Genomic DNA, 16,564 nt, shown 5'->3' with positions numbered 1-16,564 from the left:
TCATTCTTAGTCCCTTCAGATTTCTATAACAGACTATCCGTTTTAGATCAGATCTGCTGTATAATACTAAGCTTTGAGTAAGAAGGAAATGTCGTCGCCGGGGTTATAATCGACCGGTTCATTTCCGAACCTGAAATAGACCAAAGGTCTCGAGCCCTTAAGCTGAATATCTTCCTGATGAATTTCCAGGAGTGTGGCTTCCCTTAATCCTACCACAGGCATATCCTTATTGATGATCATAAACTCATCAAGCCTTTGTTTCCGTGATTCCCCTGCATGACCCTGGATATGTGCATCAATATAATGCGGATTGATCTGAAAAGGAATAATGTTCATGCAACGAAAGCTTTCCGGCTGGATGATGGGCATATCGTTGGTAGTCATAAGCGAAGGACAGGCAACGTTGGAACCGGCACTCCAACCCATGTAAGGCATGCCGGATCTGACTTTATTTGCTATTGCATCCATCAACCTGTATTCATGCAATTTCGCTACCAGATGAAAAGTATTCCCACCACCAACTGCAATTGCTTTTGCCTGGTTAACTGCTTCTACCGGATTGTCATAATGATGAATGGAATGAATGATCAAACCCAATTCACTGAACACATCAGCAACCTTTTTCTCATAGATATCATAGGACTTATTCAGGTTATCCGGATCCATGCCCACGCCTGCATAGGGAATGAACAATATCTCTTTCCCGTCAAAACCCTGCATGAATGCTTTAATATGATTCTTAGGCCATTCAAGATACTTTTCCCCGTAGTTTGTAGAATTGCTGATTAAGAGTAAGTTCATATTTATTGTTATTAAAAAAAATCATTGACCGTGCAAGCACGGTCAATGACTAAAGTTTGGATTATTTGTGCCCAAGAAAGGACTCGAACCTTCACGGGCGTTCGCCCACTACACCCTGAATGTAGCGCGTCTACCAATTCCGCCACTTGGGCCAGAGAAAACCGTCATCCGTCATTATTCATCCTCTGAAAATACAGAATACAGAATACAGAATTGACAATCTATCTGGTGCCCAGGACAAGAATCGAACTTGCACTTCCGATCGGAAACATGGCCCTCAACCATGCGCGTCTACCATTTCCGCCACCTGGGCAAAACGGATTGCAAAATTAGCAAATTTCCAAAACCGCGGAAATATTTTTAATGTTATTTTAATAAACTTTTGGATAATGCAGATTCACAGAATTTCTATTTTTGTCAAAAATAAATCAGCAGCATGGATTTTTCAGCACAGGATCTGGCGTTATTTGAAAAGAAAGGCATCAGCAAGCAGCAGATTGAAAAGCAAATAAGGCAGTTTAATCATGGTTTCCCCTTTATTACCCTTTATGCGCCCGCGATACCCGGTCATGGTATTAAAGTTTACGAAGAAGAAGAGACAGATAAATACATCCGTCTTTTTGAGAATCACGTAAATGGCAAGAAACTGGTTAAATTTGTACCTGCCTCCGGCGCAGCCACACGAATGTTCAAACATCTTTACGAACTCCTGGAATCGGAAAGTGAAGAAAATATGCTCAGAAAGCTGGAAAGTGACCAATCCTTCAATTCAGCCTTCCATTTCCTGAGCAATCTCAGACAATTTGCTTTTCACGAGCATTTATCTGCCATCCTGGAGGAAAACAAACTAAGCGTTGAAGATCTCATTCGGAAAAAAGATTACAAAACCATCCTGCACCACATCCTTTTTGAACATGGAATGAACTATGGCAGTCTGCCGAAGGGTCTTCTCAGGTTTCACCGTTATTCCGATGGTAATCGCATGGCTTTGGAGGAACACATGGTTGAGGGAGCGTTTTACGCCCGTAATGATAATAATAAGGTATACATTCATTTTACTGTTTCTCCGGAACATATGGATGCTTTCCGGGAAACAGCCGACAGGGTAAAGCTCAGGTATGAGAAACAATTTGGAGTAGAATACCATATCGAATTCAGCACTCAAAAGGAATCCACCGACACACTGGCAGTCGACCTAAACAATCAGCCTTTCAGGGACCGTAATGGGGAGATCGTTTTCCGTCCGGGAGGCCACGGAGCGCTGATCGAAAACCTGAATAGTATCCATGCCGATATAATTTTCATCAAGAATATTGACAACATTGTTCCAGACCGATTAAAACAGGAAACCTACCGATATAAAAAATTACTGGCCGGTATTCTTTTGGAAATACAGGAAAAGGTCTTCGATCATCTGAGAAGGATCGACAAAGGGCAGTTTAATGAGCACGATATTGAAGACATCAAAGCCTTTATGGAAAATGAACTCATGATACATTTTCCGGAAGACTTTAACGATCTTGACATCGGAAAACAGTTCACCTACATAGAAAGCAAACTAAACCGCCCCATCCGGGTGTGCGGTATGGTTAAAAACGAAGGAGAGCCGGGAGGTGGTCCTTTCTGGGTGATCAACGACAAAGGGGAAAAAACACTGCAAATCGTTGAAGCCTCTCAGATTGACAGTGCCAACCCCTTACAGATGGATGTTCTGAGAGCCTCAACTCATTTTAATCCCGTTGATCTTGTTTGTGCCACAAATAACTTCGAGGGCAAACACTTCAATCTTAAAAATTATATCGACCCCAATACCGGTTTTATCTCCTATAAATCGAAAGACGGTAAGGAATTAAAAGCCCTGGAACTACCTGGCCTCTGGAATGGAGCCATGGCCGATTGGAATACCATTTTTGTGGAAGTGCCCATTATCACCTTTAACCCCGTTAAAACGATCAACGACCTGCTGAGAGAACAACACGTGTGAGTTATGAGTTATGAGTTATGAGTTATAAGTTATTGATGTGTGCATCAGGATAGATGAACAAATAGTTTCATGCTGCAGGTTACAGGTTACAACCTGTAACTTGTAACTTGCAACTTGCAACATGTAGCATGTAGCCTGCAACCTGACATTAATTATTACTTACTTCCCTCATTCTTTTCTTCCAAACATTAATATAACCTTAACAAATATTTTACATTCAGTTTAAGGGATATATGGAATTTTGCAGCGTAAAATTCCGTGCAATTTCCTATGGCATTATCTGAAAACACCATATTACTTGTAGATGACGAACCGGACATCCTGGAGTTTATCAGTTATAACCTGAAGAAGAATGGATACAGGGTTTATACTGCAACCAATGGTAAAGAAGCCTTGCAAAATGCCAGGGAATTTCTTCCGTCATTAATAATACTGGATGTGATGATGCCGGAGATGGACGGCATAGAGACCTGCGAAGAGATAAGGAAAATCCCTGAACTTAAAAATACCATTATTGCTATTCTGAGCGCCATAGGAGAAGATTATACGCAAATAGCAGGATTCGAAGCCGGTGCCGACGATTTTATCAAAAAACCCATTAAACCCAGTGTCTTAAGCAGCCGGGTCAGCGCTTTACTCAGAAGATCCCAATCGGGAAGCACAGCTAACAGCTCAGTGATCCGATTAAACGATATCATCATCGATAAAGACAAATACCTCGTTATTAAAAACGGAAAAGAAATCATTCTGCCTAAAAAGGAATTTGAACTCCTTTCACTGCTTACCTCCAAGCCCGACAAAGTATTCACCCGTGAAGATATCCTAAGCAAGGTATGGGGAAGTGACGTGGTGGTCGGGGACAGAACCATTGATGTTCATGTAAGAAAGATCCGTGAAAAAATTGGGATTGACAATATCAAAACATACAAGGGTATTGGTTATAGCTATCTTGGGAGTTAAGTGATTGATTAACAATGCATGTATATTAATTTAATGTTAACTCTCAAACATTCAATGTAGCATAACTTAACAAATTATTAACGAAAGGTTAAAATTCAATTATTACATAACTTATTCCTTTGCACCAAAAGATTTACCCCTAATTAAATCAATAACAAAAACATTTAACATCATGAAAAAGAAGAATTTCCAGATTTTAGCCATGCTTATGCTGGCCATTATGGTTACCATTTCAGCTTGTAAGAAAGATGCCGCTAACGATGAAACCCCCGCTCCTGCTCCAACTGAATTTACAGTAGCTCAAAACATTACATCCAACACAACCTGGGCAACAGGAAACACCTACACACTTGCTTCACGCGTTACCGTGACCGCCGGTGCCACACTTACCATTCAGCCCGGTGTTATTATTAAAGGCGAAGCCGGAACCGGTGCTAACGCTACTGCCCTCCTCGTTGCCCGTGGTGGCAAAATCGATGCTCAGGGAACAGCTACCCAACCTATTATTTTCACATCTGTTGCCGACGAGATTAAAGCCGGTGATATTGCCAGCCCGAATCTTGACCCTGACCTGAACGGTCTTTGGGGTGGAGTTATCGTTCTTGGAAACGCTCCTATCTCCGCTGATGCTCCTTCTGTACAGATCGAAGGTATTCCTCCTTCAGACCAGAACGGACTTTATGGTGGCAGCACTCCTACTGACAACTCAGGCGTTATTAAGTATATCTCCATCCGTCACGGTGGCACCAACATTGGTGAAGGTAATGAAATCAACGGTCTGACCCTTGGTGGTGTTGGTTCCGAAACCATTATCGAAAATGTTGAAATCGTTTCCAATCAGGATGACGGTATTGAATGGTTTGGCGGTACTGTTAACGTTACCAACGCCGTTATTTGGAACACCGGTGACGACGCAGTAGATACTGACCAGTCTTGGGCAGGAACTCTTAACAACTTCATCGTGGTTAATCCTGGTGATGAATGCTGCGAACTCGACGGCCCGGAAGGAACTATGGAAGCCGGTCATCTTCTGATTAACGGAACTTTATTTGCAGATGGTGCAGATGGTCTTGTTGATCTCGATGATAACTCCATCGTTGAAATGTCTGCAATCTATTTCTTCGGCCTCGCTGATGGACAGGATTTCGACCTCAAACCTACAGGATTGGTTGCCGCTAATTTCCAGGCTACCATCCCCGCCGGATTTACTAAAGCCGATTTCTTTAAAGATGGTATCGATGCTATCGTCACCGAAGTTGCTGAAGGTGCAAATACCGTTGGTGCTGATGTAACCAAATTCCAGAACTGGTCATGGGCTTCCGTCTCCGGCGCTCTCGACAATTTCTAAGAATCGCGTTTATTAAATAGTATATAAAACACGCAGGTTATCACAACTTGCGTGTTTTATTTGATTAATAAAACCCCTATTTCAAAACATATCAAATACCATGCGTTCAATATTTATAACTTGGCTTTTCTTGCTGGTTGTTGCAGTAAATTCGTTTTCCCAGGATGGGTTTATCAGAGGAACCGTGTTCGATGCCGCCAACGGGGAATCACTACCCGGTGTTTCCGTGGTCATTGAAGGAACAACCATCGGTACCATCACCGACCTCGACGGTAAATTCAACATTAAAGTGGCTCCTGGCAACTGCAATTTATCCATTTCCTATATTTCCTACCAGGCCTATACGATAAAAGACATTTTGGTAAAATCAGGAGAGGTTACCGTTGTTAATGATATCGGCCTCCAGGAAGTTACCTTCGAGCTTTCTGAAGTCGTTATTGCTGCTCAGGCCGTTAGAAATAATGAGAATGCCCTCCTTACCATTAAAAGGAAATCCGCAAATGTCGTGGACGGTATTTCCGCCGCAGGATTCCGCAAAATGGGAGACTCCGACGCCGCCTCATCCATGAAACGTGTCCCTGGAATATCGGTAGAAGGAGGAAAATATGTTTACGTTAGAGGCCTCGGCGACCGCTATACCAAAACCGTCCTTAATGAAATCGATATCCCTGGTCTGGACCCCGACAGGAACACTTTACAAATGGACCTGTTTCCAACCAATGTTATAGATAACATCATTGTTCATAAATCTTTCAATGCAAAACTACCCGCCGACTTCACCGGTGGTATTATCGATATTGAAACGAAAGATTTTCCGGAAGAAAAAAAAGGTAATGTTTCATTAAACCTTGGTTATAATCCTTCCATGCACTTCAACAGCAATTATCTGACCTACGAAGGTGGCAAAACCGATTTCCTGGGTTTCGATGATGGGACACGCGCAATTCCCGCAACCAGCAATATTCCCTTCTTTTCCGAAGCCGTTGGTAACCCTGATGGACCGAAAGGGCAACGCTACCGCGAGATCCTCAATGATTTCAACCCGCATATGGCAGCCTATAAAGAAAAGAGTTTCATGGACTGGGGATTTGGATTTTCTTTTGGAAACCAAAAACCAGGCAAAAGATTTACTTTCGGATATAATCTTGCCCTTTCGTACAAAAACGAAACTGAATATTATAAAGATGCCGAATTCGGAAGATACGGCCTTTCCGGAGATAAGAGCGTTTATGAAATGGAAATCCGTGAATTTCAAAAAGGTGATTACGGCGTAAGCAATATCCTTTGGAGCGGACTTGCCGGCTTAGCCATTAAAACCAAAAACTCTAAATATCGCCTGAACCTGCTGCACCTTCAAAACGGGGAATCCAAAGCCGGTATTTTCGATTACCGTGGTTCCGACCAGGGTTCCAATTTCTATGGTTTCCAGCATAACCTCGATTATAGTGAAAGATCTTTAACCAACCTATTGCTCGATGGGAAACATGCTTTTCCCGAAAAAAGATGGGAAGTGGAGTGGAAACTGTCCCCTACCCTATCAAAAATACAGGATCCTGATATCCGTTTTACACGCTATGAGGATAGAGATGGAAAATGGTCTATAGGAACCGAGGTAGGGTTTCCCGAAAGACTTTGGCGTGACCTGGAAGAGTTCAATATGGCCGGTATCGCCCATATAACCAAAAACTTTGATATCATGGGCCAGGGAGCTAAAGTTGAATTTGGTGGTGCGTATACCTATAAACAACGAGAATTCGAGGTTCGTACCTTTGCTCTCAATATTCGGGATATCCCCTTAACCGGAAATCCGGATGAGTTATTCTTCGATTATAATATCTGGCCGTATTTCGATGGAACAACAAGTTATGTCACACGGGGTACAACCTTTGATGCCAACTTTGTTCCGACCAACCCAAATAAATTCAACTCCAGTGTCAATAATATTGCCGGTTATGTTTCTTTCGAAGCTTCACTATTCACTAAACTCCGTGCCATTCTAGGTGTTAGGTTTGAAAACTATGTCCAGCGTTATACCGGTCAGAATCAGTTGGGAAACATTGTGCTAAACGATGATGTAGTACTCGACAATATTGATTTCTTCCCGGCAATCAACCTTATTTACAACCTCACGGAAAAACAAAACCTCCGCGCAGGATATTCAAAAACAATTGCCAGACCTTCATTTAAAGAATTGTCATACGCCGAAATTTACGACCCTGTTAGCGGCAGAACCTTTATTGGAGGTCTTTTTCGCGATGCCGATGATGTAAGGGGTTTAGAGTATTGGGATGGGAATCTGACCAGTACCAATATACACAACTATGATCTGCGATGGGAATTGTTTTTTGAGAATGGCCAGATGTTTTCTCTGAGCGCGTTTTACAAACAATTCATCAGGCCCATTGAGATCGTTCAATATGCAACCCTGGTTGGTTCATTTCAACCCAGAAACGTTGGCGACGGCCAGGTTTACGGAGCCGAAGCAGAAATGAGACTAAGCCTTGGCAATATTGCTAAAACGTTAGAAAATTTCAGTATTCTTTTCAATTTCACCTATACGCATTCCAGCATTAAACTCAGCTCAACGGAATACAATTCCCGGGTTGAAAATGCCCGCACGGGTGAAAATATCGATAAATACCGGGTTATGGCAGGACAAGCCCCATATATTGTTAATGGCGGATTATCCTATAACGGCGGTGAAAATGGATTCTGGAACGGATTTGAGGCAGGCCTGTATTACAACGTCCAGGGACAAACCCTCCAGTACGTGGGTATTGTCGACCGGCCGGATATCTACACCGTTCCTTTCCATAGCTTAAACTTCAATTCATCAAAAAAATTCGGCAAGGACAACAGGATGCAGATCGGATTAAAAATCGATAATATCCTGAACGACGACAAAGAATTGATTTCAAAGTCGTACAAAGCCGAGGATCAACCCTTTACAAAACTATCACCCGGTACGGCTTTTAAAATCAGCTTCTCGTATTCATTCTTTTAAAATCAGCCCGGGTTAGCAAATAAATTATAATGCAGAATTCCACAAGTATCCTGCATTTTTCTTAACTTGCAATCATATAACACGTTTAGGATATGAAAAAAATAACAGCCATAGTTTTAGTTTTATCATTGCTTTCAGTTGCCTGCGAACGAAGAATCCGTTACGAGCAATTTGAGCCTGAAAAACTATTCTCCTTGCAGGAACTATATCAGTTAAAAACATACCGTTCATTGGAAGAGGCTTTGGAGTCACCCGATTCGGTTTATAAACTTCTCATTTTTAATCAGAACCTTGAGTCTGTCCCTCCCAAATTATTCAAGTTCCGCTATCTCAATGTATTGGAATTAACCAGGAACGATCTCACATCTCTACCTCAATATATTGGTGACATGCTTTACCTTCAGGATCTGTACCTCGGATTTAACAACTTCAGCAAGGTTCCGGACGTAATTTACCGCTTACCAAATCTGAAACGGCTTATTATCGAAAACAATAAGCTTTCAGTTATACCTACCGAACTGATGGAAATGCAAAGCCTCGAGGAATTACATCTGAGCCACAACAATCTCAGGGAGATTCCTGAAAGATTATACGGAATGAGGAATTTAAAAGTATTAAAAATTGATAATAACCAAATTTCTGAAATCAGCCCAGGCATTGCAGATCTCAAGAACCTCGAAATATTGTATATCTCTTACAATCAAATCAAATCCTTACCTTATGAGATAACAGATCTACAAAAACTGAGATCCATATATCTCAGAGGAAATGAAATACCCAGGGAAATGATTGATAGTCTTAGGGTATTAATGCCCAAAACGAAGATCTTACTAGACTGATCAGGGTGCAAGCCTTGCTCTGGTCCAGGCCTTCCCGGCCTTTCGATAACATATACGGTCGTGAAGACGGTTTTCCCGTCCCTGCCAAAACTCGTAATAATCAGGAATTAACTGATAACCACCCCAAAATTGAGGCCTTTTTTCTTTCAGGACATCCTTTTGTGTCATGAATTCATCGAATCGATTTTCCAGGAAGCTTCTGTCAGGGATTTCCATACTCTGAGGTGAAATTATTGCCCCCACCCTGCTAGCACCAGGTCTTTCCAGGAAATATTCATCGGATACCTCCGGCTTGGTTTTTTGAATAAAACCCTCAATCCGGATCTGCCGATCCAGTTCCTTCCAGAAAAAAAGCAGGCTTGCGGCGGAGTTATTTTCTATTTCACCGGCTTTTCGGCTGCTATAATTGGTAAAAAATACCGGGCTACCATCCTGATAATCTTTCATCAAAACAATACGGCTCGATGGTCTTCCCTCAGAAGAAACTGTACTAAGCGCCATGGCATTGGCCTCCGGAATTCCTTTACCAATAGCTTCTTTTAACCACTGACCGAATAACGTTTGCGGATTATCCGGCAAACCGGATTCTTCCAGGATGCCTGAAAGATACTCGTTTCTAAGGCCCTGTATTGTTTTCCTGTCCATTGTTTATTTTCAATTGTGCGGGCATGCTTTCCGAAAAATATTAACTTAGCATAACGGATAATCATAAATCCCACCGTTCTATGATCCATAAACAATTAATCTCCGCGTTGGTTGTCGAATCTCCTGTACAGGGAGAATGGGCTCTTTATGATAAAGTCTGCCGTGTAACGGAAAAGGTCAGCAAGGCATCGGGGTATAATGAGGCTATAAAAATTTATGAGAAGGAACAGCCCGACTTGATTATAACAGACATAAAATTGCCCGATGCAGATGGCTTTGAATTGATTCACAAGATTCGTGAAAAGAATAAGTTTGCCCGTATTATAATCGCCTCGGTGTTCGTGGAGTCACGATATTTTCTTCAAGCCATAGAATATGGAGTCAAAGGGTTTCTTATCAAACCGGTCAGTGAAGAAAAGTTGCAAAAGATTTTGCAGCACATATCCTGTGAAATTCAGCTTGAACGGCGTGCATCAGAACAGGAAGCCCGCAGGAAGAGGATAGAAAAAGCTCTGAAACATAGTGAAGAGATTATGAGGGCTGTGAGTTACGCCGCCGAACAATTTCTGAAATTCAATTATGGAAAGCAGAGTATAAAAAATGTTTTGAAACGCCTTGGTTCCGCTACCCGTGTAAGCCGGGTATACATTTTCGAAAACCAGGTCAATGAAGATGGAAAGACATTCACGAGCCAGCAATACGAATGGGTATCAGAGCATATTGAGCCACAGATAGACAATCCTGCCTTGCAGAATGTTTCTTTTGAAGAGGATGGGTTCCGGCGATGGTACAAGGTATTGGGCAGGGGAAAACCCATTTATGGCCATATAGAAGATTTTCCTGACTCGGAACAAAATGTCTTGCAGGCTCAAAAGATCATCAGCCTTATTGTAGTCCCCATATTTGTTTATAATAACTGGTGGGGATTTATCGGTTTTGATCAGTGCATGGAGAAAAGGGAATGGACAGAAGCTGAGGTCAGTGCCCTGATGGCTGCCGCGGATATCATGGGGGCCGCCATTCATAGAAAAAAAGTTGAGGTGGAGCTTCTACGGCTGAATAACGAACTGGAAAACAGGATAAATCAGCGAACAAAAGCGCTCCAGTCCGAAATCCAGGAAAGAGCTCAGATGGAAATGATGCTCAGGGAAAGTGAAGAGAAGTACAGGCAAATCTTTGAAAATGCCAACGACGGCATACTCCTTTCGGTCAACGGCATGGTGAAGTTTATCAACCCCAAGCTTTATGAAATGACCGGTTACCTTCCCAAAGAGTCTATTGGAAAACCTTTCGTTGACTTTCTTCATCCCGACTACCGGGAAATGGTGCTTGACAACCATATCCGCCGACTCAAAGGAGAAAAAGTCGAAGAGAGATACGACATTCAGTTCCTGGATAAAGAGGGTGATGCTAAATGGTTTGAATTAAAATCAAATCTTATTACCTGGGAAGGAGACCCTGCCGTTCTTTCTTTCCTTACCGATATAACAGAACGAAAGAAAACTGCCGAAGCTCTCAAAGAACTGAACAGAAACCTTGAAAACAGGGTAAAGGAAGAACTGGAAAAAATTAAAACACAACAACAACTTCTGATTCAAAAATCCAAACTGGAATCTCTCGGAGAACTGGCCGCAGGGATGGCTCACGAAATAAACCAGCCACTGGGAAGCATTTCCATGGGACTCGACAATATCCTGGATAAACTTTCCAAGGATGAACTTTCCAAAGAATATGTAGAGCGTAAATTTGACTCATTATTCCAGGATATTGCCAGAATTAGAAATATTATCGAACATATCAGGATATTCTCACGCGACCAGCAGGCGGAAAAAATTGAAAAGATATCCATTAACGATGTTATTATTAATGCACTTTCTCTTATAACCAATCAATACCGGAACCATAAAATTTCTCTGTCGCTCCAGCTCGCTGACAATGATTGCTATGCTGAAGGAAACATGTATAAGCTCGAGCAAGTTATTCTGAATCTCCTTTCAAATGCCAAACATGCCATAGATGAAAAAGCTGAAAAGCTAAACGACCTTGATTACCAGAAAAAAATACTCATTAAGTCTTTAAAAAAGAACAGCAGGATCATAATAACCATAGAGGATAACGGAACAGGAATCCCTGAAAAAATCATAGGAAATATCTTCGATCCCTTTTTTACAACCAAAAAAGCCGAAATGGGGACAGGGCTTGGATTATCCATTATCTATGGGATTATTAAGGAGATGAAAGGGGAAATCTATCCCGAGAGTAAAGAAAATGAATTTACTCGCATGATTGTCGATATACCGGAATATAAGGGTAAAAAGTAATATGAAAGATCTTAGTATTTTAATCCTGGATGATGAAGAAAGGGTGAGAAACGAAATCGAGGAGTTTCTGCTGGAACGGTCTTATAATGTATTAAAGGCAGAAGTTCCTTCGGAGGCTTACCGGATCCTGAACGAAAAGGAAATCGATATTTTGATCCTGGATATCAAACTGCCGGAAATGGATGGTCTTCAATTCCTGGGGAAAATAAAACAGCAGTTCAACGATTTGGAAGTGATCATGATCTCCGGTCATGGGGACATGAATACTGTTATTGAAGCAATGCGGCTTGGAGCTGCAGATTATTTTCCCAAACCATTTCGCCTGGTCGACATTAATAACGCCATCGAGCGCACAAGACGGTTTGTCGACATGGCGAATAAACTTAAAAAAGTTGAAAAACAATACTCACTGTTATCAAAGGAACTCCAGTCGAATATCGGGCACCAGCTGATCGGACGAACGCCCGCGATGCGTGATATCGTAGGCATTATGTCGAAAGTAGCGTCCGCTGATCATACTACAGTGTTGATAACAGGGGAAAGTGGAACGGGCAAAGAGCTTGTAGCCAGAGGAATACATTTCATGAGCAAGAGAAGAAATGAGTATTTTTTTACGGTAAATTGTTCAGCCATTCCGGAAACTCTTTTCGAAAGTGAATTCTTCGGTCATAAAAAAGGATCATTCACGGGTGCCGACGATGATCGGAGCGGATGGTTCGAAATCGCAAACAATGGAACTTTATTCCTGGATGAGATTGGTGATATGCCTATGAATCAGCAGGCTAAGTTATTGAGGATCCTGGATGAAAAAAAGGTTAAGAAAGTAGGTTCGCATAAAGAAATATCCGTAGATGTCAGAGTGATTGCAGCTTCAAATAAAGATCTCCTTAAACTGGTCAGGGAAAACCGGTTCCGCCTGGACCTGTATCACCGCCTTAGTTCATTCCTTATCCATATTCCCCCTTTAAAAGAACGCAAAGAGGATATTCCTTTGCTGCTTAACCATTTCCTCGGCATGTTCAATGATAAGCTTGGGAAAAATATTCAATCCATTGATGCCAACATACCTCATAATCTGAAAAGTTATGCTTTTCCGGGAAATGTGAGGGAATTGAAAAATCTGGTGGAGAGGGCACTGATCCTTAGCGAGGGGAACGAGCTTAGCTGGGCTGACTTTGAAAACCTCTTACCCGATCTGGCCATGAAGAAACAGGAAGCTGAAAAGCCGGCAACCGCAGAGGAAATGGATCTTGAACAAGCCGAAAAAGAATTGATCCTGAGAGCCCTGAAAAAATCCGGTTACAATAAAGCAAAGGCGGCTGCATTGCTTAATATTACCTGGCAATCACTGAACCGGAGGATGAAAAAATTCGGGATATAAAAAAAAGCGCAGGGGTTTCCTGCGCTTTTTTTTGTATCCTTATATATTTATTTTACTTTTTCCACAATGGCTTTAAACGCTTCAGGATTATTCATGGCCAGGTCGGCAAGTACCTTCCTGCTGATTTGAATATCGTTTTTATGAAGCTTCCCCATGAAAACGGAATATGACATGTCAAATTCCCTTACGGCTGCATTGATACGCTGTATCCACAAAGCCCTGAAGTTCCTCTTCTTGGTCCTTCTGTCTCTGTATGCATATTGTAAACCTCTTTCATCGGCGTTTTTCGCGACAGTCCAGACATTCTTCCTGCTGCCGAACTGTCCTTTAACCCTGTTAAGGACTTTTTTCCTGCGTTGCCTTGAGGCAACTGAATTTACTGATCTTGGCATTTTTCTTTCATTTTATTACTTAAGCGGATTGCAAAACAATCACTTTACGGCTTATAGTAAGTTACACATTCATTTTATTTAAGGATCATCTCACGTACTCTTGCTTCATCCGTAGGATCAACGATAGCCTTGTAAGTCAGGTTTCTCTTCTGCTTCTTGGTTTTCTTCGTCAGGATGTGGCTTTTGTACGCATGCTTCCTTTTGATCTTTCCGGTGCCGGTTAGCGAAAACCGTTTTTTTGCTCCGGATTTTGTTTTCATTTTAGGCATTATAGTGATTATTAAGATGTTATTTATTCATTTCTATTTTTTCGGGGCGATGATCATGATCATTCGTTTTCCTTCCAATTGCGGCAATCTTTCCACCTTCCCGTATTCTTCCAACTCCTGTGCAAATTTCAGCAGTACAAATTCTCCTTTTTCTTTGTAAATGATGGTTCGGCCTTTAAAAAACACGTCCACCTTTACTTTAGCTCCTTCCTGCAAAAATTTGATGGCATGCTTCAGCTTGAAATTAAAATCATGGTCATCAATATTCGGACCCAGTCGGATCTCTTTTATGACAATTTTAGCAGTTTTCGCCTTGATTTCTTTTTGTTTTTTCTTTTTTTCGTAAAGAAACTTTTTATAATCAACCACTCTGCATACCGGTGGATTAGCTGTCGGGGAAATCTCCACAAGATCAAGCCCCTGTTCAAAAGCCAGATTCAGGGCATCCTTAATGTTATAGATCCCGGTTTCAATATTCTCACCAACTACCCTGACAACCGGGGCTTTAATATACTGATTGATCCTGTGTTGATCGTCCGGCTTGCGAAAACCCTTTCTAAAATCGCCTGAGTTTTCCCTTCTGAATTGTGCTGCTATAATTAATCCTCCTAAATTTTGTTAATACTTTGCCTTATTCAATGGCATCCCTGATCTCGTTATTCACCATCTCTGCAAAATCATTTATACTGAATGAGCCCAGGTCTCCCTGTCCCTGTTTACGAACAGAAACCGTTCCGTCATTCTCTTCCTTTTCCCCGACAATCAGCATATATGGGATTTTCTGCATCTCTGCATCGCGGATTTTCCGGCCTGTTTTTTCACTGCGCTCGTCAACGAGGGCGCGAATTTCGTAATTATTTAGCAAATTTAAAACTTTTTTTGCATAAATATGATACTTCTCACTGATAGGCAGAATGATGGCCTGATCCGGCGTTAACCAAAGAGGAAACCTACCCGCACAATGCTCGAGCAACACAGCCACAAAACGCTCCATCGACCCAAAAGGCGCCCGGTGTATCATAATCGGACGGTGTTTTTCGTTGTCGGCTCCCGTATATTCCAGATCAAATCGTTCCGGTAAATTATAATCAACTTGTATGGTACCTAATTGCCACTGCCTTCCCAAAGCATCTTTAACCATAAAATCCATTTTAGGCCCATAAAAAGCGGCTTCCCCCAATTCAACAACAGCTTTCAGCCCGCGCTCTTCAGCAACTTCAAGGATAACCTTTTCTGCCTTTTCCCAGTTCTCATCCGATCCGATATATTTTTCCCGGTTGTTCGGATCTCTCAACGAAATCTGTGTGGTGAATTCATTAAAATCCAAGGCTTTAAAAATGGTCATTACAATGTCCATCACTCCTTTGAATTCGTCTTTCAGCTGATCAGGCATGCAAAAAATGTGGGCGTCGTCCTGGGTAAATCCCCGCACACGCGTGAGACCATGTAATTCGCCGCTTTGTTCATAGCGGTAAACAGTGCCAAATTCCGCAAATCTCAAGGGCAGATCCCGGTAAGAGCGGGGCCTTGCTTTGTATATTTCGCAGTGATGAGGACAGTTCATGGGTTTCAGGAAAAACTCCTCCCCTTCGATCGGTGTTTTGATCGGGCGGAAACTGTCTTCGGCATATTTCTGATAATGTCCCGAGGTCTTGTAAAGCTCCGATTTTCCAATGTGAGGACTGATAACCTGCTGATACCCTGCTTTTTTCTGGATTTTCTTCAGAAATGTTTCCAGTCTTTCACGTAAATCGGCTCCTTTGGGTAACCATAAAGGCAATCCGGAACCAACAGCATCGGAAAAGGCAAAAATATCCAGTTCCTTGCCCAGTTTACGATGATCCCTCTTTTTTGCTTCTTCCAGCATCACGAGGTATTCGCTCAATTCCTTTTGCTTCGGAAAAGTGATCCCATAGATGCGGGTCAGCATCTTTCTCTTTTCGTCTCCTCTCCAGTAAGCCCCCGCAATATTCAAAAGCTTAACAGCCTTGATCTGAGCTGTATCCGGCAGATGTGGGCCACGGCAAAGATCCGTAAATGTTCCTGACTCATAAAAGGTAATCTCGCCATCCTGCAACTCGGAAATCAGCTCCAGCTTGTATTCATCACCTTTTTTACCAAAGTATTCAAGGGCATCTTTTTTGGATACCTCCCGGCGCCTAAATGTCTGCTTTTCACGGGCAAGTTCCAGCATCCTGTCTTCAATGGCCTTTAGGTCGGCTTCCCCAAGCTGACGTTCACCCAGATCCACATCGTAATAGAAACCATTTTCAATATCCGGACCAATCCCAAATTTCGCTCCGGGGTAAAGCTGCTCAATAGCTTCCGCCATCAGATGTGCCGATGAATGCCACATGGTCGCTTTACCTTCCTTGTCATTCCAGGTGAGAAGCTTTACAGCAGAGTCTGCCATGATGGGGCGGTTAGCATCCCATACCTCATTATTTACTTTAGAGGAAAGGACATTACGTGCCAGACCTTCGCTGATATCCATCGCGATATCCATGGCTGTAACGCCTTTATTAAATTGCCTTACAGTATTATCGGGTAATGATATATTGATCATATTAATATTTTCTTTCAAAAATTGGGTGCAAAGATATGGATTTCCGGCTTGCCG

13 protein-coding genes and 2 tRNA genes are annotated in these 16,564 nt (G+C 42.1%); 7 read left to right on the top strand and 8 right to left on the bottom strand.

Annotated elements, in window-relative coordinates; translation table 11 throughout:
• Window positions 1-66 precede the first annotated feature (66 nt).
• From pepE to KKA81_13710, 3 genes are all read right to left on the bottom strand, one after another.
• Window positions 67-801, bottom strand: coding sequence for a dipeptidase PepE (gene pepE, locus KKA81_13720; protein MBU2651981.1), 735 nt, complete (start codon window positions 799-801; stop codon window positions 67-69).
• Between the two features lie 68 nt (window positions 802-869).
• Window positions 870-953: transfer RNA gene (locus KKA81_13715), tRNA-Leu, on the bottom strand.
• Window positions 954-1,027: 74 nt separating this feature from the next.
• Window positions 1,028-1,114 (bottom strand) — tRNA-Leu (locus KKA81_13710).
• A gap of 123 nt (window positions 1,115-1,237) precedes the next feature.
• Between KKA81_13710 and KKA81_13705 the strand changes: the two genes are divergently transcribed.
• The 5 genes from KKA81_13705 to KKA81_13685 all read left to right on the top strand — a co-directional run bounded on the left by KKA81_13705 (window position 1,238) and on the right by KKA81_13685 (window position 8,936).
• Window positions 1,238-2,785, top strand: coding sequence for a DUF4301 family protein (locus KKA81_13705; GenBank protein ID MBU2651980.1), 1,548 nt, complete (start codon window positions 1,238-1,240; stop codon window positions 2,783-2,785).
• Between the two features lie 270 nt (window positions 2,786-3,055).
• Window positions 3,056-3,745: a response regulator transcription factor gene (locus KKA81_13700; GenBank protein ID MBU2651979.1), complete on the top strand. Its 690-nt coding sequence runs from the start codon at window positions 3,056-3,058 to the stop codon at window positions 3,743-3,745.
• Between the two features lie 172 nt (window positions 3,746-3,917).
• Entirely contained in the window at window positions 3,918-5,093 is a 1,176-nt protein-coding gene (locus KKA81_13695; GenBank protein ID MBU2651978.1) for a hypothetical protein, read from the top strand.
• Between the two features lie 100 nt (window positions 5,094-5,193).
• A complete protein-coding gene (locus KKA81_13690; protein MBU2651977.1) occupies window positions 5,194-8,097 on the top strand; it encodes a TonB-dependent receptor in 2,904 nt (967 codons plus the stop codon).
• Between the two features lie 92 nt (window positions 8,098-8,189).
• On the top strand, window positions 8,190-8,936 hold the full coding sequence (locus KKA81_13685) for a leucine-rich repeat domain-containing protein (GenBank protein ID MBU2651976.1): 747 nt from the start codon (window positions 8,190-8,192) through the stop codon (window positions 8,934-8,936).
• Here the strand turns inward: KKA81_13685 and pdxH are convergent, their stop codons facing one another.
• Window positions 8,937-9,581: a pyridoxamine 5'-phosphate oxidase gene (pdxH, locus tag KKA81_13680; GenBank protein MBU2651975.1), complete on the bottom strand. Its 645-nt coding sequence runs from the start codon at window positions 9,579-9,581 to the stop codon at window positions 8,937-8,939. It lies immediately after the preceding gene.
• Window positions 9,582-9,661: 80 nt separating this feature from the next.
• Between pdxH and KKA81_13675 the strand changes: the two genes are divergently transcribed.
• Both KKA81_13675 and KKA81_13670 read left to right on the top strand, forming a co-directional pair.
• Window positions 9,662-11,902: a PAS domain S-box protein gene (locus tag KKA81_13675; protein ID MBU2651974.1), complete on the top strand. Its 2,241-nt coding sequence runs from the start codon at window positions 9,662-9,664 to the stop codon at window positions 11,900-11,902.
• 1 nt (window position 11,903) lies between these two features.
• A complete protein-coding gene (locus tag KKA81_13670; GenBank protein ID MBU2651973.1) occupies window positions 11,904-13,283 on the top strand; it encodes a sigma-54 dependent transcriptional regulator in 1,380 nt (459 codons plus the stop codon).
• Between the two features lie 47 nt (window positions 13,284-13,330).
• On the opposite strand, the gene rplT is transcribed toward KKA81_13670, so the two are convergent.
• The 4 genes from rplT to thrS all read right to left on the bottom strand — a co-directional run bounded on the left by rplT (window position 13,331) and on the right by thrS (window position 16,510).
• Window positions 13,331-13,675 (bottom strand): 50S ribosomal protein L20, encoded by a 345-nt coding sequence (rplT, locus tag KKA81_13665; protein MBU2651972.1) that lies wholly within the window; start codon window positions 13,673-13,675, stop codon window positions 13,331-13,333.
• Window positions 13,676-13,749: 74 nt separating this feature from the next.
• Window positions 13,750-13,944 carry a 50S ribosomal protein L35 gene (rpmI, locus tag KKA81_13660; protein ID MBU2651971.1) on the bottom strand — a complete coding sequence of 65 codons (195 nt, stop codon included), beginning with the start codon at window positions 13,942-13,944 and terminating at the stop codon, window positions 13,750-13,752.
• Window positions 13,945-13,977: 33 nt separating this feature from the next.
• On the bottom strand, window positions 13,978-14,541 hold the full coding sequence (gene infC / locus KKA81_13655) for a translation initiation factor IF-3 (protein ID MBU2651970.1): 564 nt from the start codon (window positions 14,539-14,541) through the stop codon (window positions 13,978-13,980).
• A 34-nt stretch (window positions 14,542-14,575) separates the two neighbouring features.
• A complete protein-coding gene (gene thrS / locus KKA81_13650; protein MBU2651969.1) occupies window positions 14,576-16,510 on the bottom strand; it encodes a threonine--tRNA ligase in 1,935 nt (644 codons plus the stop codon).
• Between the last annotated feature and the right edge of the window lie 54 nt (window positions 16,511-16,564).

The sequence above is a fragment of the Bacteroidota bacterium genome, assembly GCA_018831055.1.
Lineage (GTDB): Bacteria > Bacteroidota > Bacteroidia > Bacteroidales > B18-G4 > M55B132.
This window is presented reverse-complemented; position numbering and strand designations above follow the sequence as displayed.